Annotated in this window: 25 protein-coding genes and 1 riboswitch; of the genes, 10 read left to right on the top strand and 15 right to left on the bottom strand. The window is 59.7% G+C overall.

Going from position 1 to position 24642, the window contains the following annotated elements; genetic code table 11:
- The 4 genes from DXC90_RS02105 to DXC90_RS02090 all read right to left on the bottom strand — a co-directional run bounded on the left by DXC90_RS02105 (position 1) and on the right by DXC90_RS02090 (position 3069).
- Positions 1-600, bottom strand: a complete 600-nt coding sequence (locus DXC90_RS02105; protein WP_117734557.1) for a tRNA (cytidine(34)-2'-O)-methyltransferase — start codon at positions 598-600, stop codon at positions 1-3.
- A 101-nt stretch (positions 601-701) separates the two neighbouring features.
- Positions 702-1832, bottom strand: a complete 1131-nt coding sequence (locus DXC90_RS02100) for a GTP-binding protein (RefSeq protein WP_117734556.1) — start codon at positions 1830-1832, stop codon at positions 702-704.
- An 86-nt stretch (positions 1833-1918) separates the two neighbouring features.
- Positions 1919-2260, bottom strand: a complete 342-nt coding sequence (locus DXC90_RS02095; RefSeq protein WP_022093957.1) for an arsenate reductase family protein — start codon at positions 2258-2260, stop codon at positions 1919-1921.
- Between the two features lie 185 nt (positions 2261-2445).
- A complete protein-coding gene (locus DXC90_RS02090) occupies positions 2446-3069 on the bottom strand; it encodes a flavodoxin family protein (RefSeq protein WP_117734555.1) in 624 nt (207 codons plus the stop codon).
- A gap of 257 nt (positions 3070-3326) precedes the next feature.
- Between DXC90_RS02090 and DXC90_RS02085 the strand changes: the two genes are divergently transcribed.
- Positions 3327-4196 carry a patatin family protein gene (locus DXC90_RS02085; RefSeq protein ID WP_199406592.1) on the top strand — a complete coding sequence of 290 codons (870 nt, stop codon included), beginning with the start codon at positions 3327-3329 and terminating at the stop codon, positions 4194-4196.
- 100 nt (positions 4197-4296) lie between these two features.
- Here DXC90_RS02085 and DXC90_RS02080 read toward each other — a convergent pair whose 3' ends face one another.
- The 3 genes from DXC90_RS02080 to thiM are packed head-to-tail and all read right to left on the bottom strand — an operon-like array spanning position 4297 to position 6173.
- Positions 4297-4992 carry a thiamine phosphate synthase gene (locus DXC90_RS02080; RefSeq protein WP_117734554.1) on the bottom strand — a complete coding sequence of 232 codons (696 nt, stop codon included), beginning with the start codon at positions 4990-4992 and terminating at the stop codon, positions 4297-4299.
- Complete coding sequence (locus DXC90_RS02075) at positions 4989-5330, bottom strand: thiamine-binding protein (RefSeq protein WP_233502107.1); 342 nt, start codon at positions 5328-5330, stop codon at positions 4989-4991. Before DXC90_RS02075 ends, DXC90_RS02080 begins: the two co-directional genes overlap by 4 nt.
- A 3-nt stretch (positions 5331-5333) precedes the next feature.
- Entirely contained in the window at positions 5334-6173 is an 840-nt protein-coding gene (gene thiM / locus DXC90_RS02070) for a hydroxyethylthiazole kinase (RefSeq protein WP_117734553.1), read from the bottom strand.
- 51 nt (positions 6174-6224) lie between these two features.
- Positions 6225-6335: riboswitch (TPP riboswitch) on the bottom strand.
- Between the two features lie 61 nt (positions 6336-6396).
- On the opposite strand from thiM, the gene DXC90_RS02065 reads away from it, so the two are divergent.
- The 4 genes from DXC90_RS02065 to DXC90_RS02050 all read left to right on the top strand — a co-directional run bounded on the left by DXC90_RS02065 (position 6397) and on the right by DXC90_RS02050 (position 10959).
- Complete coding sequence (locus DXC90_RS02065; RefSeq protein WP_117734552.1) at positions 6397-7305, top strand: HAD-IIB family hydrolase; 909 nt, start codon at positions 6397-6399, stop codon at positions 7303-7305.
- A gap of 10 nt (positions 7306-7315) precedes the next feature.
- Positions 7316-8212, top strand: a complete 897-nt coding sequence (locus DXC90_RS02060) for a LysR family transcriptional regulator (protein ID WP_117734551.1) — start codon at positions 7316-7318, stop codon at positions 8210-8212.
- A gap of 156 nt (positions 8213-8368) precedes the next feature.
- Positions 8369-9502, top strand: a complete 1134-nt coding sequence (locus tag DXC90_RS02055; protein WP_117734550.1) for a 5-methyltetrahydropteroyltriglutamate--homocysteine S-methyltransferase — start codon at positions 8369-8371, stop codon at positions 9500-9502.
- Between the two features lie 122 nt (positions 9503-9624).
- Positions 9625-10959, top strand: coding sequence for a uracil-xanthine permease family protein (locus DXC90_RS02050; protein ID WP_117734549.1), 1335 nt, complete (start codon positions 9625-9627; stop codon positions 10957-10959).
- Positions 10960-11020: 61 nt separating this feature from the next.
- Here DXC90_RS02050 and DXC90_RS02045 read toward each other — a convergent pair whose 3' ends face one another.
- Both DXC90_RS02045 and DXC90_RS02040 read right to left on the bottom strand, forming a co-directional pair.
- Complete coding sequence (locus DXC90_RS02045; protein WP_147326597.1) at positions 11021-11686, bottom strand: alpha/beta hydrolase; 666 nt, start codon at positions 11684-11686, stop codon at positions 11021-11023.
- 137 nt (positions 11687-11823) lie between these two features.
- A complete protein-coding gene (locus tag DXC90_RS02040) occupies positions 11824-13137 on the bottom strand; it encodes an NCS2 family permease (protein WP_117734547.1) in 1314 nt (437 codons plus the stop codon).
- 194 nt (positions 13138-13331) lie between these two features.
- On the opposite strand from DXC90_RS02040, the gene DXC90_RS02035 reads away from it, so the two are divergent.
- Both DXC90_RS02035 and bsh read left to right on the top strand, forming a co-directional pair.
- A complete protein-coding gene (locus DXC90_RS02035; protein ID WP_117734546.1) occupies positions 13332-13751 on the top strand; it encodes a peptide deformylase in 420 nt (139 codons plus the stop codon).
- A 243-nt stretch (positions 13752-13994) separates the two neighbouring features.
- On the top strand, positions 13995-14960 hold the full coding sequence (gene bsh / locus DXC90_RS02030) for a choloylglycine hydrolase (protein ID WP_117734545.1): 966 nt from the start codon (positions 13995-13997) through the stop codon (positions 14958-14960).
- A 79-nt stretch (positions 14961-15039) separates the two neighbouring features.
- Here the strand turns inward: bsh and DXC90_RS02025 are convergent, their stop codons facing one another.
- Complete coding sequence (locus tag DXC90_RS02025; protein ID WP_117734544.1) at positions 15040-17289, bottom strand: KUP/HAK/KT family potassium transporter; 2250 nt, start codon at positions 17287-17289, stop codon at positions 15040-15042.
- 140 nt (positions 17290-17429) lie between these two features.
- Complete coding sequence (locus DXC90_RS02020; RefSeq protein ID WP_117734543.1) at positions 17430-18341, bottom strand: DMT family transporter; 912 nt, start codon at positions 18339-18341, stop codon at positions 17430-17432.
- Between the two features lie 118 nt (positions 18342-18459).
- Here DXC90_RS02020 and DXC90_RS02015 point away from each other — a divergent pair, with 118 nt between their 5' ends.
- Together DXC90_RS02015 and DXC90_RS02010 are read left to right on the top strand one after the other, a co-directional pair.
- Positions 18460-19317, top strand: a complete 858-nt coding sequence (locus tag DXC90_RS02015) for a LysR family transcriptional regulator (protein ID WP_117734542.1) — start codon at positions 18460-18462, stop codon at positions 19315-19317.
- Between the two features lie 202 nt (positions 19318-19519).
- Positions 19520-21001, top strand: coding sequence for an aminotransferase class I/II-fold pyridoxal phosphate-dependent enzyme (locus DXC90_RS02010; protein WP_117734733.1), 1482 nt, complete (start codon positions 19520-19522; stop codon positions 20999-21001).
- 75 nt (positions 21002-21076) lie between these two features.
- Here the strand turns inward: DXC90_RS02010 and DXC90_RS02005 are convergent, their stop codons facing one another.
- The gene (locus tag DXC90_RS02005) at positions 21077-21487 is read right to left on the bottom strand and encodes a peptide deformylase (RefSeq protein ID WP_117734541.1); all 411 of its coding nucleotides are present in this window, start codon (positions 21485-21487) and stop codon (positions 21077-21079) included.
- Between the two features lie 214 nt (positions 21488-21701).
- Between DXC90_RS02005 and DXC90_RS02000 the strand changes: the two genes are divergently transcribed.
- Entirely contained in the window at positions 21702-22613 is a 912-nt protein-coding gene (locus DXC90_RS02000) for a hypothetical protein (protein ID WP_117734540.1), read from the top strand.
- Positions 22614-22680: 67 nt separating this feature from the next.
- Here DXC90_RS02000 and DXC90_RS09490 read toward each other — a convergent pair whose 3' ends face one another.
- The 3 genes from DXC90_RS09490 to pdxS all read right to left on the bottom strand — a co-directional run bounded on the left by DXC90_RS09490 (position 22681) and on the right by pdxS (position 24540).
- A complete protein-coding gene (locus DXC90_RS09490; RefSeq protein ID WP_158550200.1) occupies positions 22681-22857 on the bottom strand; it encodes a hypothetical protein in 177 nt (58 codons plus the stop codon).
- 184 nt (positions 22858-23041) lie between these two features.
- Positions 23042-23629 carry a pyridoxal 5'-phosphate synthase glutaminase subunit PdxT gene (gene pdxT, locus DXC90_RS01995; RefSeq protein WP_117734539.1) on the bottom strand — a complete coding sequence of 196 codons (588 nt, stop codon included), beginning with the start codon at positions 23627-23629 and terminating at the stop codon, positions 23042-23044.
- 20 nt (positions 23630-23649) lie between these two features.
- The gene (gene pdxS, locus DXC90_RS01990) at positions 23650-24540 is read right to left on the bottom strand and encodes a pyridoxal 5'-phosphate synthase lyase subunit PdxS (RefSeq protein ID WP_117734538.1); all 891 of its coding nucleotides are present in this window, start codon (positions 24538-24540) and stop codon (positions 23650-23652) included.
- Positions 24541-24642 lie beyond the last annotated feature (102 nt).

Here is a 24642-nt window from a genome sequence, read left to right as displayed (position 1 = left end):
TCACATTCCGGGAAAGCCTGTCTGACGCAGGGCCTCGTAGAGGACGATGGCGGCGCTGTTGGAGAGGTTGAGTGCGCTGATGCGGTAGTCGTTCGGGTCGACGAAGTTGCCGCAGATATCCTGTTGAAGGACGGCCTCGTGGCTGTCCTCGGTATGTCCGAGCGATTCCTCGTGGGCTTCCCATGCCTCGGCATTATCGAGTGAGTCACAATCGCGCAGCATCGGGATGCGCTCGCAGCGCTCAGGCGCCGCGGCAAGCAGTGGCTCGGGAATCCCCGAGCTCTCGCTGCCAAAGACCAGATAGTCACCGTCGCGGTAGGTGCTTTGCGCATAGGTGCGGCGCGCTTTTTTGGTCAGCAGGTGCAGGCGCTCGTCGGCGGGGGAGAGACCGTTGCGCGCAAGGAAATCCTCCCAGCTGGCATATGTCGTCACGTTCAGGTTTTGCCAGTAGCCCAGGCCGGCTCGACGCACCGTCTTGTCGTCGAGCGAAAAGCCCAGCGGCTCTACCAGGTGCAAGCGAGTGCCAGTGACCACGCAGGTACGGCCGATATTGCCTGTATTGGCCGGAATCTCGGGTGCGTATAGCACGATATTGAACATGAATCTCCTTGGCTCAGAATGAAAAACCACCACGAAGGGGACAGGCACCTTCGTGGTGGTTTGGCGGTTGCGTAGGCGGAAAAATGCCCGCTTGGATAAACCTAGGCGCGGTGCCAGTCGGTCAGGCAGGCATCGAGGGAGGCGATGAGCGCATCCTTGTCCATGTGACGGCCGATGATGCACAGGCTCGTCATGCGGTCGCCCGTCTCGTCGTCCCAAATCTGCATGATCTCGGGGTTCTCGTCGATGATCTTCTGCTTCTCGCCCTCGGGCGCCGAATCGACAAACAGGCCGTTCTCCATCAGACGCATCTGGTGGCCAGCCTGCTCGAACATGTAGCACATGTCCGGATCGCCGGTCTGCCACAACGGACCCTTGACGCGGATGACCTCGTCGGGCCACTCCTGCTCAACAAAATCGGTGAACTTCTGCAGGTCGAACGGCTTGCGGCGCGAGTACACAAAGGTCTCGATGTCGTACTCGAGCACCTCGGGGTCGTCGTGCTCCTCGGGATGCTCCATGGCCTCGATCCAAGCGGCGGAGTTATAGGCGCGCATAAAGTCGAAGCGGTCGGTGTCGAGCAGCTCCTCCATGGGGACCTCGCCGTTTTGGGCCTCGACGATCACGGCGTCCTTCTGCAGGCTGCGCACGATAGCCTTGAGCTCGGCGATCTGCTCAGGCGTCACGGTGTCGGTCTTGTTGAGGATCAGCGTGGAGCAGAATTCAATCTGCTGGATGAGCAGGCTCTCGATGTCGTCCTCGTCGATATCCTCGGCCAGCAGGTCGCGACCGCCGTTGAACTCGTCGTACATGCGGGCGCAGTCGACCACTGCCACGATGTTGTCGAGCGCGAGCTTGGGCTCGCCGCCCACCTTGGCCTCGTCGCAGAAGCTCGAGATGGTGTAGGCGATGGGGATGGGCTCGCAAATACCCGATGCCTCGATGATGATGTAGTCGAAGTCGCCCGAATCGGCGATGCCCTGCAGCTGGTTGGCCAGGTCGTCCGAAAGCGTGCAGCAGATGCAGCCGTTGGTGAGCGGGATAAGGTCGTCGGTCTCGGAAAGGCCGCCGTCGGCGATGAGGCTGGCGTCGACGTTGATCTCGCCGATATCGTTGACGATCACGGCAGCGCGGATGCCACCGTCGTTGGCGAGGATGTGGTTGAGCAGCGTGGTCTTGCCGGCACCGAGGTATCCGGTAAGCATGATGATCTTCACGGGTTTGTTGGGCATGTGCCCTCCTTTGTTAGACATGGCTTACAGCTGAATCTTATGCCAAACGCCTGCTCTTATACCCACGCACGGGCAAATAACACAGGCTACTCCCAGGCTCCCCATACGTCGGGACAATAGCCGACGGTGGCCTTTTTGCCGTTGCGCACGATGGGTTCGGCCAGAACCTGCTGGTTCTCGAGCAGCTTATCAAAGCGCTGACTGGGGGTGAGATGCTGGATGAGCGCGAGCGTCTCCTCGTCCTTGGCTTTGGGGTTGAGCAGCTTGTCGATGCCGCCGACCGCCTGCATCACGCTCGTGAGCTCGCCCTTGCTCATCTCCTTTTCCTTAAGGTCGATAAACTGCACCTTAATGCGGCGCTCCTTAAAATAGCGCTGGGCCTTCTTGGTATCGAAGGACTTTTTGGTACCGAAGATTTGAATATTCATGTATTTGTTCCGCCGTTCTAACGAACGGCGGTCACCTCGACGCTGCAAAGCCATCTGATGGGCAATCTGCCTTTCAATCGTCGGGCGCGGGCAAAAGCCCAGCGCCCTCCTCTTTCAAGGCACCTTGCCTCATCAGCTGGCTTTTCGCTGACATTGATAGAACATCAAGGTGACCACCGCTGGAATTATCGAATGAAGTTGGTCCTAGCGCGATCGGCCTGGGGGGCTTCGATGCCGGCGGCCTTTCCCGCCTCGATGCAACGCAGTAGCCAGGCCATGTTATTGCCGATGTTTCGCATGGTGGCGAGGCCCTCGGCGTCTTGGGTGGCCTCACCCGGCATGGCACCAAAGACGTTGTTCCAGTAGGTGGATGCTACCACGGGCATCTGGTTGATGGTGAAGTACTTGTTGAGTACGTCAAACGTGGTCGACGTGCCGCCGCGGCGGGCAACGGCGACAGCGGCGCCCGGCTTGTGCGCAAAGGCCTTGCTGCCTGCATAGAATGCGCGGTCGAGTGCCGAGAGGATGCGTCCGCTGGGATGTGCGTAGTAGACGGGCGAGCCAAAGACAAAGCCGTCTGCCTGCTCGGCAGCGGCAATCAGCTCGTTGACCACATCGTCGTCAAAGGTGCAATGGCAATCGAGCTTGCCGCACTGGCCGCAACCGATGCAATCGCGAATAGGCTTGGCGCCCAGCTGAAACATCTCGGCCTCGATGCCCTCGGCGTTGAGCTGCTCGGCGACCTCGGCGAGTGCGCGGGCCGTGTTGCCGTTTGCCTTGGGGCTGCCATTGACCAAAAGAACCTTCATCACAAACTCCCTCTGCTGTCGGTGACTTCTGCGGAGGATTATCGCACGTTGTGTGCGACGGCGTTGGCACGGTGCAGGCGATGTTTATTTCGCAACGTTCTTAAGGGCGTTCATGCCCAAGGCCATCTAGGGGCATTGCGGTGCGGCATGGGGATACATCGGGAAACGTTCGATAAATGCTTATAAACACGTTTTTGACGGCATACGTTGACAGATATACTTGTTTAGTTCAAAAGCATGAGAACGGAGATGGTTGCATGGCACAGCCGGAGACATCACGCACGGTGGGGCTGGCGCTTGAAGGCGGCGGCTACCGCGGTATGTATACGGCGGGCGTGCTCGACGTATGGATGGAGCATGGCTTAACCTGCGACCATATGGTGGGCGTCTCGGCGGGCGCGGCGTTTGGCTACAACTTTAAATCGCGCCAGATTGGCCGCGCCATTCGCTACAACAAGGCCTATTGTGCCGACAAGCGCTATGCGAGCGTGACGAGCTGGCTACGAACCGGCGATATGTTCAATGCCGAGTTTGCCTATCACGAGGTGCCTATCGAGCGCGATCCTATCGATCTTGAGGCATATCGCGCCTGCCCCATGCGGTTTACGTGCGTATGCACCGATCTTAAGACGGGGCAGGCCGTCTACCATGACCTGCCCTATGGCGACGAGCGCGATATCGAGTGGATCCGGGCGTCGTCGGCGATTCCCGTGGCGACGCGTCCTGTTGCCATCGAGGGTCGTAAGTACTTGGATGGCGGTGTTGCCGATTCCATCCCCAGCGCTTGGCTGTTTGCGCAGGGCTATGACCGCAACGTGGTGGTGCTGACACAGCCGGCGGGCTTTGTGAAGCAGCCCAATAGCGTGATGCCTATTCTGCGTCGCGTGTATCGTCACTATCCGGAGTTTGTTGCGGCGCTTGAGCATCGACATGAGGTCTACAACGCCACGCTCGATGACCTGGCGCGTCGCGAAGCCGCTGGCGAGATCTTTGTGGTGCGGCCGAGCGAATCGGTGAAGGTGCCGTCGCTGTGCCGCGAGCCCGATGAGCTCGAGCGCATCTATCAGATCGGCCGTCGCGATGCGGAGGCGACGCTGCCGGCGCTGGAAGCGTATCTGGCGGGGTAGGGGCCACGGCGGAAAGCGCATCCCAGAATGGACGTCCAAACTGGGATGCGCTTTCCACTATTGAAGATATGGGGCTGCGGAGCAGCTGCTTGGCATGGGCCTATGCCTGCTGCCAGGTATCGACGAGCTCCTTGGCTGCGGCGTAGGGGTCGTCGGCACTGCAAACGGCGCTCACCACAAAGAAGCCATCGACGCCGGTGGTCTTGAGCTGCGGAAGATCGGCCGTTTTGACGCCGCCGCCCACCACGATGGGCACGGGGCTTGCCGCATGGAGGGCAGCCAGGTCCTCAAAGCTCTTGGTGATGATGGAGCCGTCGGCCGCACGTCCGCAGTCGCGCTTGGTTTCGGTCTCATGGAGCGGGCCGATGCCCAGGTAATCGACCAGGCTCATGTCGGCGGTCTTGACGTACTCGAGCATCTCCTCGCAGCGGGCCGAAAGGCCCACGATGGCATCTGGGCCCAAAAGTTTGCGGCAGACCTCGACGGGGATGTCGCTCTGGCCAACATGCACGCCGTCGACAGCGATGCCCTGTTCGCGTGCGGCGAGTACGCAGTCAAGACGGTCATCGATCAGCAGAGCGACCTGTCCGGTTTTGCCGGCCTGAGCGATGGCCTGCGCGGCATCGCCCGTCAGTGCGATAATCTCGCGGGCACTTGCCACCTTGGAGCGCACCTGGATGCAGGTAAAGCCGGCATCGAGCGCCTGGGTCACCACATCGCTCACGGGGCGTCCGAGGGTGTTTTCGGGGCCGAGTACCAGGTAGGCCGAGATATCAAGGTCGTCGCGGATGCTCATCGTGCTTCCTCCTGCTTTTTGATCTGCGCTTCCATGCGCTCGAGTTTGCCGGTCATGGTGTCGGTAAATCCGGGTCGAATATCGGCTTTGAGCACGACTTCGGTGCGGATGCCCTTGCTCGCCAACACAAAGGTTGCGTCGCGCACGACCTGCATGACCTCGTCCCAGTCGCCCTCGATTTCGGTGAACATCGAGGTGGTGCGGTTGGGAAGGCCGCTCTCGCGAATGACGCGTACGACCTCGGCGACTTCGGCAGATAGCTCGTCGCCGGTGCTGCACGGGGCGATGGCCACAGCGACGAGTGTGTTCATGCCGGCATTGGTTGCGGGCTTGGTCATGGCTTATGCCTCCTCGAGCTCGAGTTGGTTATCGGCAATGTCCTGGGCGGTTGCGCGGTAGAGCTCGTCGATAAAGGCGACTTTAAAGCTTGCCGGGGCATCGGCAACGGCGGCGGCACGCGTGCCGGCAACGTTGTAGACGGCGGTGCCGCAGATGGCCGCCGTAAACGGGTCGGTGGCGCAGGCGTACACGGCCAGCACGCCGCCCTGCGAACAGCCGCAGCCGGTGATCTTGGACATGAGTGGGCTGCCGCCGTGGGACTTGGCAACGGTCGTGCCGTCGGTAATCAGGTCGACTTCGCCCGAGACCACTACGGCGCCGCCGGTGTAGCGGGCGAGCGCCACGGCGGCATCACGGGCGGCGTCTACCGTGTCGGTGGTATCGACGCCACGCACGCGGCTCAGATCGGCCGCTTCGCCCTCAAGGCCCCACAGTCCGGCGAGCGCGATAATCTCGGAGGCATTGCCGCGCACGATGGCGGGCTTGCACTGCTTGAGTTCGTTTACCAGTTGGGTGCGCAGGCTGCCGATGCCCAGGCCCACCGGATCGAGCACCCAGGGCTTGCCGGCGTCGTGTGCCGCCTTGGCCGCGCGGGGAATCGTCTGCTCGTAGATGGGGAAGAGCGTGCCCATGTTCAGATAGATGGCGCCGCCGCCGGCAACGAGTGCCTCGCCCTCGTCGGGCAGATAGACCATGGCGGCCGAACCGCCCACGGCGAGCTGCGCGTTGGCGACAAAGTCAATCGTTACCGTGTTGGTGATGGAGCCGGCCATGGGATTGGTGGCACGAATCTCCTCCACAGCCTTGACCACGTTTTGCTTAAGCTGTTCCGAATCGATCACTGCACATGCCTCCTTGGCATAGAAAAGGGGCGCTGTGCATAGACAGCGCCCCTAAAAAGGCGGCATGCTCCCTACGCCAGCATTAACTGACAGGTTCAAAGGATTGGGCCCCATGCCCTCTCAGCCTTGTGGTTTGCACCGCCGGCACTCCCGCATCGAATCTGTTGTTCCCTATACTAGCGCATCGGTACAATGGTTAGGATGAAAGCGACTGGGGGACCTTATGATCAAACTCGTGCTGACCGATATGGACGATACGCTGATTCCGGCCGGGCATGACGGCGCCAGCGACTATGCCATCGAGGGCATTCATGCCATGCAGGCGGCGGGTCTGCACTTTGGTCCGGTTTCGGGTCGCCAACCGTCCGCGATGGGCTGGATGTTTAAAAATCATTCCGAGTGTTTTTCGACCGGCGCATTCTGCAACGGCCAGGTCATGTTTGTCGATGGCGAAGTGGTCGCCTCGCGTGCGACCGATAACGATGCGCTTATGCGCTTGGCCGCCTATCTGGAAGAAGAAACCGACGATACCTATCTGAAGGTATACAGCTTGGGTGATGGCTTTTGGGATAACGATGCCTATTGCGTGACACGTGATGCCGAGCGTGTGCGCCGCGCTATGGAATCGGGCGGCAATGCGTGGCTCAAGGGCGAAGAGGCCCCGTGCCGCCCTGTCGTCGATGATGCGCCGGTGTTCAAGGCGAATATCTGGAGCGCCCGTTCGCGTGAGGAGCTCGCGGAGCTACGCGAGCGCGTTGCCGCCGAGGTGCCGGAGCTCTCGCTTGTGTTTCCCAACAACCGTGTGCGCCTGTTCGACATCCTTCCGGCTGGTTGGGACAAGGGCTGCGCTGCGCTGGAGCTGGCGCGCGCTTTGGGCCTAACGCCCGACGAGGTGGCCGTATTTGGCGATTCCGATAACGACCTGCCCATGATCGATGCCGTTCCCAACTCCGTTGCGGTCGCCAATGCCAACGAGGCCGTCACGGCTGCCGCACGCTGGCATATCGGCGCTGCGGCAGATGATGCGGTTGCCGCAGCGCTGCATCAGATTGCCGCCTGCGCCGCGACGGGTGAGATGCCGTCATTTATGCGTCAGATGAACGCGGCAGACTTCGGCATCGCGAACGTCTAGGGAGAAAGCCATGAAGCTTCAGCAGCTCAGGTACGTTGTAAAGGTTGCCGAATGTGGCAGCATCACCGAGGCCTCGCGTCGCCTCTATGTGTCGCAGCCTTCGATTACCGCGTCGATTCGCGATCTCGAAAACGAGATGGGCGTGCATATCTTTGAGCGCACCAACAAGGGCGTCATTGTGTCCGAGGAGGGCGAGACCTTCTTGGGCTATGCGCGCCAGGTGCTCGATCAGGCTGATCTGCTCGAGGACAAATTCAAAGGGGCATCCGAGCAGGTGCCGCATTTTAGCGTGAGCTGCCAGCACTACTCCTTTGCGGTCAACGCGTTTGTCGATGTGATCCGCGAGTTCGATGCCGCGCGCTACGACTTTACCCTGCGCGAGGAGCAGACCCACGAGATTATCGAGGATGTCGCGCACATGAAAAGCGAGTTGGGCATCCTGTACTTATCCGATCACAACCGCGAGGTTATTGAGCGTATGCTCGCTGCCAATGAGCTTATGTTTGAGGGACTCTTTTGTGCCGCGCCGCACGTTTTTGTATGCGCCGACCATCCGCTGGCGACCCGCTCCAGCGTGACGCTCGAGGACTTGGAAGATTATCCGTTCCTGTCCTACGAGCAGGGCAGCTACAACTCGTTTTACTATTCCGAGGAGCTGACCTCGACGTTTGAGCGTCGCAAGAATATCCGCGTGCGCGACCGCGCGACGTTGTTCAACCTGGTCATGGGCCTCAACGGCTACACGGTGTGTTCGGGCGTGATTAGCCACGAGCTCAACGGCCCCGGCATTATCTCGATTCCGCTCGACGTGGACGAGTACATGGAGATTGGCATCATCACGCGCAAGAACACGACGCTCACGCGCTACGGTCGGGCCTATATCGACGCGATTCGTCAGCATATCTAGGCTGCTGTGTTCCCCACGGTTCAAGTCCCTTTATGGCAGTCCAGAGTGACATAGGAAGCATCTATATCAAACTGTTATAAACGTATATTTTACGATGGCCATATGAACGCTCATACTCTGTCCCGGTAAAGCAACCAATGCAAAAGGGAGATATCTATGAGCACTTCGATTCAACCGAACGCACCGTTTCGCGCCGATATCGTCGGCAGCTTTCTTCGTCCGCAGGCCGTAAAGGACGCTCGTGCTGCCTATACGGCAGGCACGCTTGATGCCGAGGGACTTAAGGCCGTCGAGGACGATGCCATCCGCGATTTGGTGGCAAAGCAAAAGGCCGCCGGCCTGCAGGTCATCACCGATGGCGAGTTTCGCCGCAGCTACTGGCACCTCGATTTTATGTGGGGGCTGAACGGCGTCGAGCGTCGCACCTCGCGTACAGGCTATATGTTCTACGATGAGGAGACTACCGCCGACACCGCCGTGGTAACCGGTCCCATTAGCGGCGAGAATCATCCGTTCGTCGAGCACTTCAAATTTGTCAAGGCGCTCGAGGGGGAGGGTCAGGTCGCGCGACAGACCATTCCGGCGCCGATTCAGACGTTCTCCGAAGTCACGCTCGACCGCTGCGATGGCCAGCAGGAGAGCCTGCGCGCCGTCTACAAGACCGACGAAGATCTCGCCGATGCCATCGCCGCAGCATACCGCACCGTTATTGCCGACCTGTATGCCGCAGGCTGCCGCAACATTCAATTTGATGACTGCACCTGGGGCATCTATTGCGATGCCGACTTTGTGTCCAAGACCGGTATGAGCCCGGTTGACCTGCAAAAGGTGAGCGAGCTGGGCGTGGCGCTCAACAACGCCGCCATCGAGGGCAAGCCCGATGACCTTGTCATTAACACGCACGTGTGCCGCGGCAACTATCACTCCACCTATGCTTTTGAGGGCGGCTACGACCCCATCGCGCCGTACCTGTTCGCACACGAGAACGTCGATGCGTTCTATCTTGAGTTCGATACGCCGCGTGCCGGTGGCTTTGAGCCGCTCAAGTACGTTGCCCCCGGCAAGAAGGTCGTGTTGGGCCTGGTGACCACCAAGGCGGCAGAGCTCGAGAACGAAGACGCCATCGTCGAGCGCATCCGCGAGGCGACAAAGTACGTGCCGCTCGAGAACCTGTATCTGTCTCCGCAGTGTGGCTTTGCCAGCTGCGAGATTGGCAACAAGCTGACCGAGGACGAGCAGTGGGCAAAGATTGCGCTGGTCAAGCGTATTGTGGAGCGTGTCTGGAAATAACGATGCCGTTCGCAGGCAGCGGCGCGTGCGAGGCGCTGCGTATCGCGTACAATGGTTCGGATCGTATCGTTCGGGCAGTTTATCCGATATGCCCGATCGCCCTTCAATTCGAAAGGACATCAATGTCCCAGTCCTCGACGCCCGCCGTCAGCGATGCCATCTACGACGCATCGTCGCTCGGCCGCCCGCGCATGTTCCTGCTCGGTCTGCAGCACCTGTTTGCCATGTTTGGCGCCACGGTGCTGGTACCCGTGCTCACCGGTCTCTCGGTGTCGGCAACGCTTTTGTTTGCCGGCTTGGGCACGCTGCTGTTCCACTTCCTATCGCGCGGTAAGGTGCCGGCATTTTTGGGCTCATCGTTTGCCTTTATTGCCGGTTATGCCGCAATTGCGCCCAACGGCGAGGCCGAGCTTTTGCCCTACGCCTGCCTGGGCGTTGCCTGCGCCGGTCTGCTCTATCCGGTGCTGGCAGCGCTGTTCCGCGCCTTTGGCGCCAAGCGCGTTATGCGCTTCTTTCCGCCGGTGGTGACCGGCCCCATCGTCATTTCCATCGGCCTGATCTTGGCAAGCTCTGCTATCGCCAACTGCCAGACCAATTGGCTTGTTGCCGTTGTCGCTGTGGCCGTCATTGTCATCTGCAATATTTGGGGCCGCGGCATGGTCAAGATCGTGCCGATCCTGCTGGGCGTCGTGGTGAGCTATGCCGTCGCGGCTGCGTTGGGTGAGGTCGATTTTTCGGGCGTTGCCGCCGCTCCGTGGGTCGGTCTGCCCATCGTGTGGGACAACACTGTGTTTGCGCTCTTTGGCCCGCAGTTCGATAGCGGTCTTGCCACGACGGCCATCATCACCATTATGCCGCTGGCCTTTGCGACCATGATCGAGCATATCGGTGACATCTCGGCTATCGGCTCCACTTGCGAGCGTAACTACATCGCCGATCCTGGTCTGCATCGCACGCTGCTCGGTGACGGCTTTGCCACGATTCTGGCTTCGCTCTTTGGCGCTCCGGCCAACACCACCTATGGTGAGAACACCGGCGTGCTCGCTCTGACGCGCGTGTTCGACCCGCGCGTGATCCGCATTGCCGCGTGTTGTGCCATCGTGCTTTCGTTCTGCCCCAAGTTCGCCGCGGTCATCGCAGCCATGCCGGCATGCGTTATCGGCGGCGTGTCGCTCGTGCTCTACGGCATGATCAGCGCTGTGGGCGTCCGTAACCTCATCGAGAACCAGGTCGATTTCCAGAACAACCGCAACGTGCTGGTGGCCGCTCTGGTGCTTGTGCTTTCGCTCGGTATTGCGTACAACACCGCCGGCGCCATCGTGCTGGAGCTGGGCGGCGTGACGATTTCGCTTTCCGGTCTCGCCGTGGGCTCGCTGGTGGGTATCGTGCTCAATGCGATTCTGCCCGGCAATGATTTTGAGTTCGATACTTCTGAGCTTGAGGAGGCTGCTAAGTAGCAGCTGCGTTCAGCTAAAACAAGATATGGTGCCCATGCGTATATGCGCGTGGGCACCTTTTTTAATGCGTCAGTATCCAGTGGATGCCGCGCGCCATGCGCAGGTCAGTTTGGGCAAAGTGATTGCCGGGGTTGAGCTCCAGCGTTGTTGGAATGTCGCGCTCGATAAACAGCTCTTCCATCGCGCGCGTATCGTCGAGTACGTGCCGCATCATGCGGTTGGGCGTCTTGGTTTCCTTTTTACCGAGCGACAGATAGGCGGCGTCGGGCGTAGCTGTCATCGTGCGCTCGCGCGCGTAGTCGATAAAGCCGGGGAACCACAGCGACCCCGACGCACTCGCCGCGCGCTCAAAGACATCTGTTTGCCAAAGTGCCCACAGTGCAAAAAGACCCGCCAACGAGTAGCCGGCAACGCCGCGCCAGGAGGGCGGTTGCGGGAGCGATGATTCGGCCTGGGGGATTATCTGCTTCAACAACTCGTCAAGAAAACCAGCAGCCTGTCCGCCAAAGGGCTCGGCATCTCGTATAGCTCCGTCGCATGCCCAGGGGCTCAGCTCGCGATTCCAATCGAGCCCTCCAATGGCGACAAGGGTGAACGGCGGGCAGTCGAGCTCTCGGCAGCGCTTGTAGACTTCACTACCGTCGCCCATGACAACGGGGAGGTAGATGACGGGCGCGCCTTCCGCACACTCTGAATAAACGGTTATCTGCTTATGATGCGCTTCCAAGGCAGGCTTCTCTCGGTGTTGTGATATTGACAGCCTCAATTGTCGCACGCCGGCACGGGGACAGACGCTAAAAGAAAGGCACGGAGCCGCTCGATGCGACTCCGCGCCTTGTTGTTTTGCGTTAGCAGACTATGCCGTTACGCCACGAAGAAGTAGACGAGGAAGGCAAGGGCTGCGATCCACATGAGCGGCTTGATCTTGGAGGCCTCGCCCTTAAAGAGCGCGACGACCACGTAGGCGATAAAGCCCAGGCCAATACCGGCAGAGATGGAGTAGGTGAAGGGCACGCCGGCGACAATCATGAACGCCGGGAAGCCCTGCGACACGTCGGACCAGTCGATCTCGGAGACCTCGCTCATCATGAGGTAGCCGACGTAGACCAGGGCGCCGCAGGTGGCGGCACTGGAAACGATGGAGACGACGGGGGAGAAGAACGCGGCGAGGATGAACAACACGCCGGTGGTGACGGAGGTGAGGCCCGTGCGGCCACCGTCGGCAGCGCCGGAGGTGGACTCGACGAAGGTGGTGATGGAGGAGACGCCCATAAAGCCACCGGCAGCGGCGGCCACGGAGTCAACGACCAGGATGGGGCGGATGTCCTCGACATTGCCGTCCTCGGTTAGGAACTCGCCCTGCTTGGCGACGGCCATCGCGGTGCCCATGGTGTCGAAGAAGTCACTCATGAGCAGCGAGAAGGCAACGACGAGCAGCATCGGGTCGGTCAGAACCTTCACGATGGCCATGTTGCCGTCGGCGGTGCTGGCAAACGGGGCGCCAAAGGTCGAGAAGTCGAGCGGGGCGATAAGGCCCTCGGGCGCATGGGTGACGCCCAGCGGGATACCGGCGATAACGGCGACGATGATGCCGATGAGCAGCGAGCCCGGCACGTTGCGGGAAGCCAGGGCAACCGTCACGACGATGGAGATGATGCCGACGATAAAGGTGGGGGAGGTGATGTCGCCCAGGCCGACAAGCGTACCGGCGCCAGCGGTGATGATGCCGGCATCGCACAGGCCGATCATGGCGATGAACATGCCCAGACCAACCGAGATGGCGTGGCGCAGGACCACGGGGATGGCGTCCATAATGGCCTCGCGCAGGCCGCAAAGGACGAGCAGCAAGATGACGACACCCTCGAGGAAGATAACGCTCATGGCCACGTGCCAGTCACCGCCGCACATGGTGGTGGTGATGCCCGCAATCATGGCGTTGATGCCCAGACCCGACGCGCAGGCGAGCGGGCGGTTGGCGAAGATGCCCATGCAGATGGTCATGATGCCGGCGCCCAGACAAGTGGCGCAGGCGAGCGCTCCCGCATCGATGCCGGCGCCCGAGAGCACCGCGGGGTTGACGGCGATGATGTAGGCCATCGCCAGGAATGTTGTCAGTCCAGCGCGAAGTTCGGTCCCGATTGTGGACTTGCGCTCACTGACGTGAAAAAGTTCGTCCATGCATACCCTTTCCTTGTTCGGCCCCGAGTTTAGGCCGATTGACACGAACTTCCTTACTATATCGCCTTTTTATAGTTAGTGTTCCTCGCATGTTGATGTTCGGCGCTTTGGGGGCAGACGTGCGGTATTTTTCGTATGAAAATGTGTAGGTACCGTATACTTAAGCGGTTACAACGAACTCTTTGGAGGAACGTATGATTAAAGAGCTCTGCCGCGACGAGGTCATCCTGTCCCAGCGCTGCGAGGTTGCGACTGTCGAGGACGAGTCGGTCGCACAGGACCTGATCGATACCATTAAGTCGCTCGAGGATGCCGGCTGCCTTGCCGCCAACCAGATTGGCGTCACCAAGAAGGTCTGCGTCTATCTGGACGATGCCGGCGAGCCCCACGTGCTCTACAACCCCCGTCTGGTGTTTGGCCTGGGCGCCAGCAAGATGGAGGAGAGCTGCCTGACGCACGACGAGATCACCAAGTCCACGCGCTACATCAAGTGCAAGGTTGCCTTTGACCAGATCGTCGACGGCAAGATGAAGGAGTGCCGCCGCGACTACGCAGGTTTTGAGGCACAGATGATCCAACACATGATTGATCACTGTCTTGGCAAGTTGGTCTAAGGGGACCAAAGCACCGCACCTTGCCGCTCAATCGTCGCTCGCGTACCTTAAGTACGCTTCGCTCCTCTTTCGTGGCAATCTGCGGCACTTTGACCCCTTAGACGACCTGCGGGGTTGACTTGGTTGGGTCTATCTTGCTTGTAAAGTCCGGGTATGACATTGTTGTCATGTCCGGACTTTTTGTTTAGCGCTCCTTTGTTTGGTGACAATGAGCCTAGTAAGAACATTGAGCTAGGAGGCGCTATGTGCACGAGCATTCGATTTACCGATAATTCTGGCCACATGTATCTAGGCCGCAACCTCGACTGGAGCTTTGACTACGGCCAACAGGTTCGTGTGATGCCGCGCGGGTTTCACATTCCGTATTCGTTTATCGACGATGCGTCGGCGGCACACGCGGTAATCGGCATGTGCATCGATTACAAGAACTATCCCATGTTTTTTGACTGTGGTAACGATGCGGGTCTGGCTGTGGCGGGGCTCAACTTTCCCGGCTATGCCGAGTATGCCGAGGGCCCGGTTGATGGAAAGACCAATATCGCGGCCTATGAGTTTCCCCTGTGGGTGGCAGCGACGTTCTCGACGGTCGATGAGGTCGAGGCCGCGCTGCGCGACACGGTGATTGTCGCCAAATCTGCCGGAGAGGGGCTGGGCGTGTCGCTGCTCCATTGGATTATCGGCGACAGCCAGCGCAGCATCGTGGTCGAGATGATGGCTGACGGCCTGCATGTATACGACGATCCGGTCGACACCCTTGCCAACCAGCCGACCTTCCCGTGGCACATGGAAAACCTGCGCACCTATATCACAGCCACAAGCGATTTTCCGCAGACGGCGACATGGCGCACCGCCGAGCTCAAGCCCTATGGCGCGGGTGCCGGCATGCGCGGCATTCCCGGTGACTGCTATTCGCCGAGCCGTTTTGTAAAGGCGGCGTACCTCAATGCCAATTACCCGCAAAAGGAGAGCGAGGCCGAAAACGTCGTCCGCATGTTCCGCTCACTCGAGGGCGTGGTGATGATTGAGGGGGCGTCCAGGATGGGCGATGGCAAGTTCGAGAAGACTATCTACACCGGATGCTTTAGCGCGCGCACGGGCAATTATTACTATGCGATGTATGAGGATCCGTCGATTCGCTACGTGAGCCTGATGGATGCCGAGGGCGCGAGCCCCGATAGGCTCGTGGTTCCCGAGCCGCGTCGTTCGTAGCCGTTAACTTTACTGCAATGCAAAGCGGCCCTGCGTCTCTCGTGAGGTGCAGGGCCGCTGTCGTTGATTTGTGACGTCGCTAGAAGTTGGCGTCGTTGAGTTGTTCGTTCTCAAGACCGTCGAGCTGTTGCTGTTCGGGCGTATCGGCGACGCTCTCGAGCAGCTCGGTGGGATCGACGTTCATGTCCCTACCGGCCTCGTTGCCGTTGACCAAGTCGTCCGAGAAGATGTCGACTTCCATTTCCTCGGCCTCTTCGATCTGAACCTCGAGCGGCACCTGGGTGCGCACGAGCTTAACGGCCGGGCGCATGCGGGCAAACAGCGGCACGTACTCGATGATGATGGCCGAGTTCTCAAGACCGTACCAGCGTGCCGGGCTTCCGCAGGCGCGGCGGACGGCGTACTTGATGGCCATCACGCGGTGGTCGTTGCGGTTGATGTCCGTTTCGGGGGCGAGCATCTTGCGCAGCATGCAAAAACGGAAGTCGCCCACGTTGCCGCGCGTCTCATAGATGGAGTAGGTGTGGTGCTGCGGCGGCAGCTCGCCCGATGCCATCAGGTCGCCAACGATCTGGCGCAGGTAGGCATTAACGCGCTGGTTGACCTTAAAGCCCAGGTCCAGGCGCACGCGGAACAAAAAGTCCGTGCCAAAGGTCTCGACGGAATACTCGTGCGTATAGGGCTCATCGGTGACATGCACGTTAATGAACCAGTATGCCTTGGCGCGCTTGGGATGTTTGTCCAGGATGGAATAGAGCACGTCGCGGTCGAGTGTGAGCGGATCGGGGCTGTTGGTGAGGAACACCAGGTTGTCGGCGAGCACGGGATAGGTCTCGTCGTTGCGCAGGCGGTTGAGCTGATCGATGTACTTGGAGACCGGCAGCAGGATCGTCTGCGTGCGCTCGATGGCGGTGCCGCGGCGCCACACATACATAAGGCCAAACAGCAGCGAGGCCAGGAAGATCATCACATAGCCGCCGTCAAAGAACATGGTAAGGCACGAGGCGAAGAAGCACAGCTCAATGGCACCGAAGAGCAGGGCGAAGACGCAGGCACCCAGCTTGTGCTTGAGAATGCCGGCGATATAGCTCGTCAAAAGCGTCGTGGTCATGAGCATGGTCACGGTGATGGCGAGGCCATAGGCGCTTTCCATGCGCTCGGAGTTCTGGAACAGCAGCACGATAAAGATGCAGCCGACCCACATGAGTTTGTTGACGAGCGGAATATAGAGCTGGCCCTTGGTGTCGCTGGGGTAGTGGATGCGCAGATGCGGCATAAGGTTGAGGCGCGTTGCCTCGGATACCAGCGAGAACGAGCCGGTGATGAGCGCCTGTGAGGCGATGATGGCCGCCACGGCCGAAAGCACGATGGCAAAGGGGCGTAGGGGCTCGGGGAGCATCATATAGAACGGGTTGACGATATCCATCGCGAGCATCTGGGGGTTGGAGTTATTGGCGAGTAGCCAAGCTCCCTGACCCAGATAGTTGAGGATAAGGGCCGCCTTAACAAATGGCCAGGATGCATAGATGTTTGCCTTGCCCACGTGGCCCATGTCCGAGTAGAGTGCCTCGGCACCGGTTGTCGACAGGAAGACAAAGCCGAGCACCATAATGCCCGAATGGTTGATGGGCGAGAACAGGAACATAATGCCGCGGATGGGGTTGAGCGCGCGCAAGATGGACAGGTTGCCGAGCATGTTGAACAGACCGGCGCCTGCCAGGAACAGGAACCACAGCGTCATGAGCGGGCCGAACAGCTTGCCGATTGACGAGGTGCCGGCGCGCTGCATGGCAAATAGGCCGCAGATAATGATGATGGTAATAATGATGACGTTGGTCTGGCCGTCACCCAAAAGCGCATGGCCCCACTCGATGGTGCGCAAGCCCTCGATGGCCGTGGTAACCGTGACGGCGGGGGTGAGGATGCCGTCGGCGAGCAGCGCCGCGCCGCCGATCATGGCGGGTAGAATCAGCCATGGTGCCACCTTGCGTACTAGGCTGAATAGGGCGAAGATGCCGCCCTCGTTATGGTTATCGGCCTTCATGGCGATCAGCACGTACTTGACCGTGGTCACGAGCGTCATGGTCCAGATGACGAGCGAAAGCGCGCCCAGGATCATGTCCTCGCTGACGGTACCGATGCCGCCGTTGTTGGCGACGATTGACTTCATGGTGTACATGGGGCTCGTGCCGATGTCGCCATAGACGACGCCGAGCGTTACGAGCAACATGCCAGCGGAGAGGGGGATGGCGCCATGCCCGCCCTGACTATGCTGGTCTTGGAGGCTTGCCTCCAACTTGTTGTGTGCCACGTGGACTCCCTTAGACATCCGGTTATCTGTCCTGAGCAGATAACTTTTATGCCGTCTTTATACATACAAGAGCAGTTTGGCACATCGGGTATTTTTAGACAATAATCCCCAGCTGGGGATTATTTATGTACGCAGGTAGCATTTCAAAACAGGGGCTTTTAAGCGCGTACTGTCTGGGCGATACCGGCCTTGGCGCTTGCGCGCTTGCCAGCGAGTTCGCAAAAAATCGCGCCGCCGATGATAAGTGCGGCGCCCATCAGGCGGACTGGCGTTATGACTTCACCCAAAAGGACGGCGGAGAACACGACGGCCGAGAGCGGCTCGAGGTAGCCGACAACCGCGACGGTCTGCACGGGCAGCTTGGCGACGGCGCTAAAGTAGAGCAGGCAACCGATGCCGGTGTTGACGACGCCGAGCATAGCGACGGCGCGCCAATCGATGCCTGCGGCGATGCCGGGGGAGAAAAACGAGGGAGCGCCTTGGGTGACGAGCGTAAGGACCAGCGCGGTCACAAAGGCGGCGCTCAACTGGAGCGCGGAGTTCTCGAGACCCTCGATGTGTGGCGCACCCTTGCTAGCGATGACCATCAGCGCATAGCAAAATGCCGAGGCGATGCCGCAGACGATGCCCGCAATGGGCATGTTGCCGCCGAGACCTTGCGCTGCAATGAGAAAAGCGCCGCAGGCGACGGCGATAAAGCCGGCGATTTTGCTGCCGGTCAGTTTTTCGCCAAAGATAAACGGCGAGAGGGCCATGACGATGATGGGGCCGCAGTAGTACAGCAGCGAGGATACGCCGACGCCGATCGTCTGGTAGGCGCGGAACAGAAAAATCCAGCTGGCGCCCAGCGCGGCTCCCGAGAGAAGGAGTGCTGCGGCTTCGCGGGGACGAGATGGCGCCTGCAGCTTATGGCGTTGGGTGATAACGAGGATGGTGACAAGCGAGAGGGCTCCCAGAAAGGTGCGCAGCAGCACGATATCGGAGCTCGGCAGCGCGATGGCAGCGGCGATGATGCCGTTGGAGCCAAACAATAGCAATGCTGCTAAGTACGTAAACAGTCCGTTGTTCATGTGCTTCCGTCCCCTTTATATCCGAACATGTTCACTATGGGTGAGGTGGCTATAGAAGAAAAGCGAATATAATGCATGGATAACATGACAAAAACTCATGTAAAGGTGGAGGGGTGCCGTGGAAACGAATATTCAAAAGATGCAGGTGCTGCTCGAGACCGTGCGCGCCGGCAGTTTTACGCGCGCCGCCGAGCGGCTGAGCTATTCGCAGTCGGGCGTGAGCCGTATGGTGGCCGATCTTGAGGCAGACTGGGGCTTTAAAGTGCTCGATAGAAGCCGCGAGGGCGTAGTGCTTTCTGCCGATGGGCGGCAAGTTATGCCGGCGGTCGAGGCGTTATGCGAGGAATTTGTTCGTTTGCAGCGACGGGTGGATGAGATGCGTGGGCTCATGCGCGGCAAAATCTGCATCGGTACGTTTTCGAGTGTGGCGACCCATGTGCTGCCGCCGGTGATTGCGCGCTTTCGTGCCGATCACCCGGACGTCGATTATGAGTTGCTGATGGGCGATTACTCGGAGATTGAGCAATGGGTGGCGGAAGGGCGCTGCGACCTGGGCTTTATTCCGCGTGAGCCCCGAGGAAACGGCATGACATCGCGGGCGTTGGTGCAAGATGAGCTGATGGCGGTGGTGCCGGCAAACTCTTCACTTGCCACTGCAAAGGCCGTTTCTCTTGCTGATTTGGCCAACGAGCAGTTTATTCTGCTGGAACGTGGCAGTGACGATGAGATTACGCCACTGTTCCGTCGTGCGGGCCTGGCGGTGCGCTCGAAGCTGTCAACCTGGGATGACTATGCGATTATGGCCATGGTCGAGGACGGTCTGGGTGTGAGCATTCTTCCGGCGCTCATCTTGCGCCGCTGCCAGTTCGATGTTGCCGTGCGTCCGCTCGAGGGACATCCTCATCGGCTGATCAATGCGATATATCGCACGGCCGATGTTTCGCTTGCCGCCGCTCGTTTCCTCGAATACCTCTAAACGAGCGCACGTCGTTATCGCCTTGGGATAAATCTCGAGGTTTGGCTCATTTTATTTTTGAAATTGAACTTTTCGAAATAGCACGGCGTTATACTGCTGCCTAAATTGAACTCAGGTTCAATTCGTGTTCTACAAATTGAACTTTGCCAGCAAGGAGGTTCTAGTGGCCCAAGAGACGTTTAGCGATCGCCTGCGACAGGCTATGTCCGATCGCGACGTTCGCCAGTCGGACGTGATCCGCGCATCGGAGATGCTCGGCAAAAAACTCGGCAAGAGTCAGATGAGCCAATATGTGAGCGGCAAGACGATTCCGCGGCGCGATGTGGCAGAGCTGCTCGCCCGTATTTTGGAGGTCGATGTTACCTGGCTGCTCGCCAGTGACGCCGATCAAGGCGAGACATCATCGCCCCGCAACGTTTCCAAACCCGAACCCAACCCCTCGGCTCAAATTGCAAGGAGCGCCACCATGCGTACTTTTTCTAAATCCAGCAAGCTCGACAACGTCCTCTATGACGTGCGCGGTCCCGTCGTTGACGAGGCCGCCCGTATGGAGGACGAGGGCGAGCGCATTCTCAAGCTCAATATCGGCAACCCCGCGCCCTTTGGTTTTCGCACGCCCGACGAGGTCATTAAGGACATGCGCCAGCAGCTGCCCGACTGCGAAGGCTATTCCAACTCGCGCGGCCTGTTCTCCGCGCGCAAGGCGATCATGCAGTACTCGCAGATCAAGGGCCTGCCCAATGTTCAGATGGAGCACATCTACACGGGCAACGGCGTGTCCGAGCTCATTCAGCTTTCGATGAACGCACTGCTCGATAACGGCGACGAGATCCTGATTCCCAGCCCCGATTACCCGCTGTGGACGGCGTGCGCAACTCTTGCCGGCGGACATCCCGTGCACTATCTGTGCGACGAGCAGGCGGATTGGTATCCCGATCTGGAGGATATGGAGTCCAAGATCACGAGCGCGACCAAAGCCCTCGTGATCATCAACCCCAACAACCCCACGGGTTCCGTCTATCCGCGCGAGGTGCTCGAGGGCATCGTCGAGATTGCACGCAGGCATCAGCTGATGATCTTTGCTGATGAGATCTACGACCGTCTGTGCATGGACGGCTACGAGCACGTCTCCATTGCATCGCTTGCCCCCGACCTGCCCTGCGTTACGTTTAGCGGCCTGTCCAAGTCGCACATGATTGCAGGCTATCGCATCGGTTGGATGGTGCTTTCGGGCAACCAGCGCTGCATGAGCGACTTCATCATGGGCATCAACATGCTCTCCAACATGCGCCTGTGCTCCAACGTGCCGGCTCAATCGATCGTTCAGACGGCACTCGGTGGACATCAGTCCGTCAACGACTACATCCGTCCCGGCGGCCGTGTCTACGAGCAGCGCAACTTTGTGTATGAGGCGCTCAACAAGATTGACGGCATCTCGGTGGTCAAGCCGCGTGCGGCGTTCTACATCTTCCCCAAGATGGATGTTAAGAAGTTCAACATCACCGATGACGAGCAGTTTGCCCTTGACCTGCTGCACGAGAAGAAGATCCTGATCACGCGCGGCGGCGGCTTTAACTGGGCCGAGCCCGACCACTTCCGCATCGTGTACCTGCCGCGCATGGAAGTACTAAAGGAGTCGCTCGAGGACCTCGCCGACTTCTTCGATCACTACCGCCAGAGCTAGTGGGATAGAAGTTCCGCACTATGAAAAGCTCCCTGCAGTTGCTTGGCTGCAGGGAGCCTTCTTGAATTGGCGGAACTATATAACGATTCCTTGGCAGTGGTCGATTTCGTGTTGGATGATCTCGGCGGTGTAGCCTGAGAAGTTTTTGATGCGGTGGACAAAGCTCTCGTCCAGATATTCCACCTTAATGCGGCGATAACGAGTGCAGGGACGCTCGCCGACGAGCGAAAGACATCCTTCACTCGTCTGGTAGGCGTTGACCTTCTCAAGAATTTGAGGGTTGTACATGAGCAGCGCCCTGTTGTCGTCCTTTACGCAGATGATGCGCTTGCGTACGCCGATCATGTTGGCGGCAAGGCCCACGCACTCGTGCTCGTGTTCGTGCAGCGTGTCCAGAAGATCCTGCCCGGTCGCGGCGTCGTCGGGCCCCGCGTCTTCGGAAGGCAGGCGCAAAAAGAACTCGGATTTCATGATGGGCTTAATCATGGCGGGCTCCTTAAGGTGGATGCGTTTGGTTCGGGCCATGATACCGCGACATGTCGCATTAATGTGTGCACATAGATTCTGCAGCTAGATTGGATGGCGACACCATAAACTAATGGACGTTTTGCCGAGAGGCATGAATGTTTAAAGCGCAAAGAGTGCGCGACGGGCCCCGCGAATGGGGCGATGATGCCCGAGAGGGCCAAGAAGGAGTCTCATGTCCGAGAACGAAGAGATCATGAACGAGACCGAGAACGAGACCATGGCTGCCGAGGTTGAGGCAGTCGAGACCGTGGAGACCGAAGCTGCCGAGGTTGAGGCTGCTGACGAGGTTTCCGCCGAGGAGGAGGCCGAGGTTGTCGAGGCCGCCGCTGATTACGATGACGAAGAGCTGATGGACAAGATGCAGAAGGCCGCCCGCCTGCTGCGTAGCCGTCGCTTTGCTATTTCCAAGGAGGAGGAGGCCAAGGCCGAGCGCATGGCGAACATCGAGCGCGCCATCAAGCTTCTTGACCTCAAGCCCAAGATGGAGCAGAAGGAAATGTCCGATCTGCTGGGCATGCGCCTTCGCGAGCTCGATGGCCTGATGGCCGAGGCCGAGGCTGCCGATCTGGTCGGCCGCATCGACGACGCCGAGGGCGATATGCGCAAGATCGTTGTCTTCGCTGCCGAGGATGCCGCTGAGGGCCTGGTCGAGCTTGCCAATAAGAAGGAGAAGCTCCTGCCCGAGCTTTCTTACGAGGAGGCCACCGAGCTGATGGCCGCTCTCGATAAGGTTATCGCTCCGCTCGTCGCCATGGGCCTGGATGAGGACCGCGGTCCTCGCGGCGGCCGTGACGATCGTGGTGGCCGTGGCGGTGACCGTGGCGGCCGCGGCGGCTTTGGCGATCGCGGTGGCCGCGGTGGCGATCGTGGCGGTCGCGGTGGCGATCGTGGCGGCCGTGGCGGATTTGGTGACCGTGGCGGCGACCGTGGCGGTCGCGGCGGCTTTGGCGGCAACCGTGGTGGCTATGGCGACCGCGGTGGCAACCGTGGCGGCTTCGGCGGCAACCGTGGTAACGACCGCGGCGGTCGCGGTGGCGATCGTGGCGGCCGCAACGGCGGCGGCTTCCGCGGCAACCGTTTCTAATTAGTTACGGCGTTTTACCAAACGCCGTAACCACTTGACGCTGCGCGCCACCCAGGGCGACAATTTGTCATTCAAAAGGCAAGGCATGACCAGAAGGTCTATGCCTTGCCTTTTTCATGCCAACTTGTTCGCCCTGGGCGGCGCTCGCTGGCGTTTCCGAAACATCAGCGTAATTGCTGTTGCCAAAATGATCTGTTGGGTAGCTTATTTCCGGCACTTGGGGACGTTCCTTTTCTGCTGACACTTGGGGACACTCCTTGTGGTTGCTGGACGTTCTTGTTTGACTAGTTGTTTAAGAACGTCCCCAACGACTACATAGCATGAGAGTGGATAATCTCCCGGTTTGAGCCTGTATTCAAACTCAAAGTGGGAGATTATCCACTCTCATTTGTTGTGTGTCTGAAAATCCACGCTCGTTTCTACTCCGCCTACATTTGTAGGAACAGTTCGTGGAGGTGGGTGTCGTCGTCGAGTTCGGGATGGAAGGTGACGCCGAGCTGGTTGCCCTGGCGGGCGGCGACGATGCGCCCATCGACTTTCGCTAAGGCCCTGGCGTCGCCGTGGACCTCGACGATGCGGGGCGCGCGGATAAACGTCAGCGGCACTTCAGCGTCGATGCCGGCTACCTGCCCCTTGGTTCGAAAGCTGCCGAGCTGCCTGCCGTAGGCATTGCGCTCGACAAGTACATCCATGGTTGCCAAACGCGGCGTGCCCTTATCGTCATGGGCGGCAAGGTCGTGAGCCAGCAGAATCAGGCCGGCGCAGGTGCCCAGGACGGGCATGCCTTTGGCGATACGGGCGCGAAGCTCCTCGAGCATGCCCAACTCATCAAGCAGCTTCCCTTGAACGGTAGACTCGCCGCCGGGAAGTACCAGACGGTCAAAGTCCTGCTTCAAATCAGCCGCCTGCCTCAGCTCAATACAACGTGCGCCCAGCTCGGACAGCCTTGCCTCGTGCTCGACAAAAGCACCTTGGACCGCCAGCACGGCGACCGTCTGGTCTGCGTAATCGCTCATGTGCGATCCTTTCTACCGGACTAGCGTCCGCGCTCCTCCATGATGATCTCGATCTCGTCGGCGTTGATGCCGACCATGTCCTCGCCTAGATCCTCCGAAAGCTCAGCGATGAGCTTGGCGTCGGTGAAGTTGGCCACGGCCTTGACGATGGCGGCGGCGCGCTTGGCCGGGTCGCCGCTCTTAAAGATGCCCGATCCGACAAAGACGCCTTCGGCGCCCAACTGCATCATCAGCGCGGCGTCGGCAGGGGTTGCTACACCGCCAGCAGCAAAGTTCACCACGGGAAGCTTACCCGTGGCATGGATATCGCGCACCAGCTCGACCGGAACCTGCAGTTGCTTGGCTGCCTCAAAGAGCTCATCGTCACGCAGGGCGACAACGTCACGGATCTGCTTTTGGATCTTGCGCATGTGGCGCACGGCCTGGACCACGTCGCCCGTGCCCGGCTCGCCCTTGGTGCGAATCATCGTGGCGCCCTCGGCAACACGGCGCAGCGCCTCGCCCAGATCGCGGGCGCCGCAGACAAACGGCACGTCAAACTGGGTCTTGTCGATGTGGTAGACATCGTCGGCGGGGGAGAGAACCTCGGACTCATCGATGTAATCGATCTCGATGGCCTGAAGGACCTGCGCCTCGACGATGTGACCGATGCGGCACTTTGCCATGACGGGGATGGAGACGGCCTCCTGAATGCCCTCGATCATCTTGGGGTCACTCATGCGCGACACGCCGCCGGCGGCGCGGATGTCGGCCGGGATGCGCTCGAGAGCCATGACGGCGCAGGCGCCTGCCTTCTCGGCGATGCGGGCCTGCTCGGGCGTGGTAACGTCCATGATGACGCCGCCCTTGAGCATCTGCGCGAGCTCGCGGTTGAGTTTGACGCGATCGGCCTTGCTGGTCTGTTCTGCCATGGTCGCTCCCTTGATTGGCATGTGCATTGCTTGACGGAACATCCTATCGGGGAGCTGGGTATGGCGAAATACTCAGTTTTCGAGATAATAACAAGGCCAGAC

It is taken from the genome of Collinsella sp. TF09-1AT, from assembly GCF_003436895.1.
Lineage (GTDB): Bacteria > Actinomycetota > Coriobacteriia > Coriobacteriales > Coriobacteriaceae > Collinsella.
The sequence above is the reverse complement of the archived record's forward strand: the minus strand, read 5'-3'. Positions and strand labels throughout refer to the sequence as shown.

Coding starts and splice junctions, on each gene's coding strand:
- DXC90_RS02105 (WP_117734557.1), bottom strand. CDS start 600: ATGTTCAATATCGTGCTATACGCACCCGAGATTCCGGCCAATACAGGC.
- DXC90_RS02100 (WP_117734556.1), bottom strand. CDS start 1,832: ATGCCCAACAAACCCGTGAAGATCATCATGCTTACCGGATACCTCGGT.
- DXC90_RS02095 (WP_022093957.1), bottom strand. CDS start 2,260: ATGAATATTCAAATCTTCGGTACCAAAAAGTCCTTCGATACCAAGAAG.
- DXC90_RS02090 (WP_117734555.1), bottom strand. CDS start 3,069: ATGAAGGTTCTTTTGGTCAATGGCAGCCCCAAGGCAAACGGCAACACG.
- DXC90_RS02085 (WP_199406592.1), top strand. CDS start 3,327: ATGGCACAGCCGGAGACATCACGCACGGTGGGGCTGGCGCTTGAAGGC.
- DXC90_RS02080 (WP_117734554.1), bottom strand. CDS start 4,992: ATGAGCATCCGCGACGACCTTGATATCTCGGCCTACCTGGTACTCGGC.
- DXC90_RS02075 (WP_233502107.1), bottom strand. CDS start 5,330: ATGACCAAGCCCGCAACCAATGCCGGCATGAACACACTCGTCGCTGTG.
- DXC90_RS02065 (WP_117734552.1), top strand. CDS start 6,397: ATGATCAAACTCGTGCTGACCGATATGGACGATACGCTGATTCCGGCC.
- DXC90_RS02060 (WP_117734551.1), top strand. CDS start 7,316: ATGAAGCTTCAGCAGCTCAGGTACGTTGTAAAGGTTGCCGAATGTGGC.
- DXC90_RS02055 (WP_117734550.1), top strand. CDS start 8,369: ATGAGCACTTCGATTCAACCGAACGCACCGTTTCGCGCCGATATCGTC.
- DXC90_RS02050 (WP_117734549.1), top strand. CDS start 9,625: ATGTCCCAGTCCTCGACGCCCGCCGTCAGCGATGCCATCTACGACGCA.
- DXC90_RS02040 (WP_117734547.1), bottom strand. CDS start 13,137: ATGGACGAACTTTTTCACGTCAGTGAGCGCAAGTCCACAATCGGGACC.
- DXC90_RS02035 (WP_117734546.1), top strand. CDS start 13,332: ATGATTAAAGAGCTCTGCCGCGACGAGGTCATCCTGTCCCAGCGCTGC.
- bsh (WP_117734545.1), top strand. CDS start 13,995: ATGTGCACGAGCATTCGATTTACCGATAATTCTGGCCACATGTATCTA.
- DXC90_RS02025 (WP_117734544.1), bottom strand. CDS start 17,289: ATGTCTAAGGGAGTCCACGTGGCACACAACAAGTTGGAGGCAAGCCTC.
- DXC90_RS02020 (WP_117734543.1), bottom strand. CDS start 18,341: ATGAACAACGGACTGTTTACGTACTTAGCAGCATTGCTATTGTTTGGC.
- DXC90_RS02010 (WP_117734733.1), top strand. CDS start 19,520: ATGTCCGATCGCGACGTTCGCCAGTCGGACGTGATCCGCGCATCGGAG.
- DXC90_RS02005 (WP_117734541.1), bottom strand. CDS start 21,487: ATGATTAAGCCCATCATGAAATCCGAGTTCTTTTTGCGCCTGCCTTCC.
- DXC90_RS02000 (WP_117734540.1), top strand. CDS start 21,702: ATGTCCGAGAACGAAGAGATCATGAACGAGACCGAGAACGAGACCATG.
- pdxT (WP_117734539.1), bottom strand. CDS start 23,629: ATGAGCGATTACGCAGACCAGACGGTCGCCGTGCTGGCGGTCCAAGGT.
- pdxS (WP_117734538.1), bottom strand. CDS start 24,540: ATGGCAGAACAGACCAGCAAGGCCGATCGCGTCAAACTCAACCGCGAG.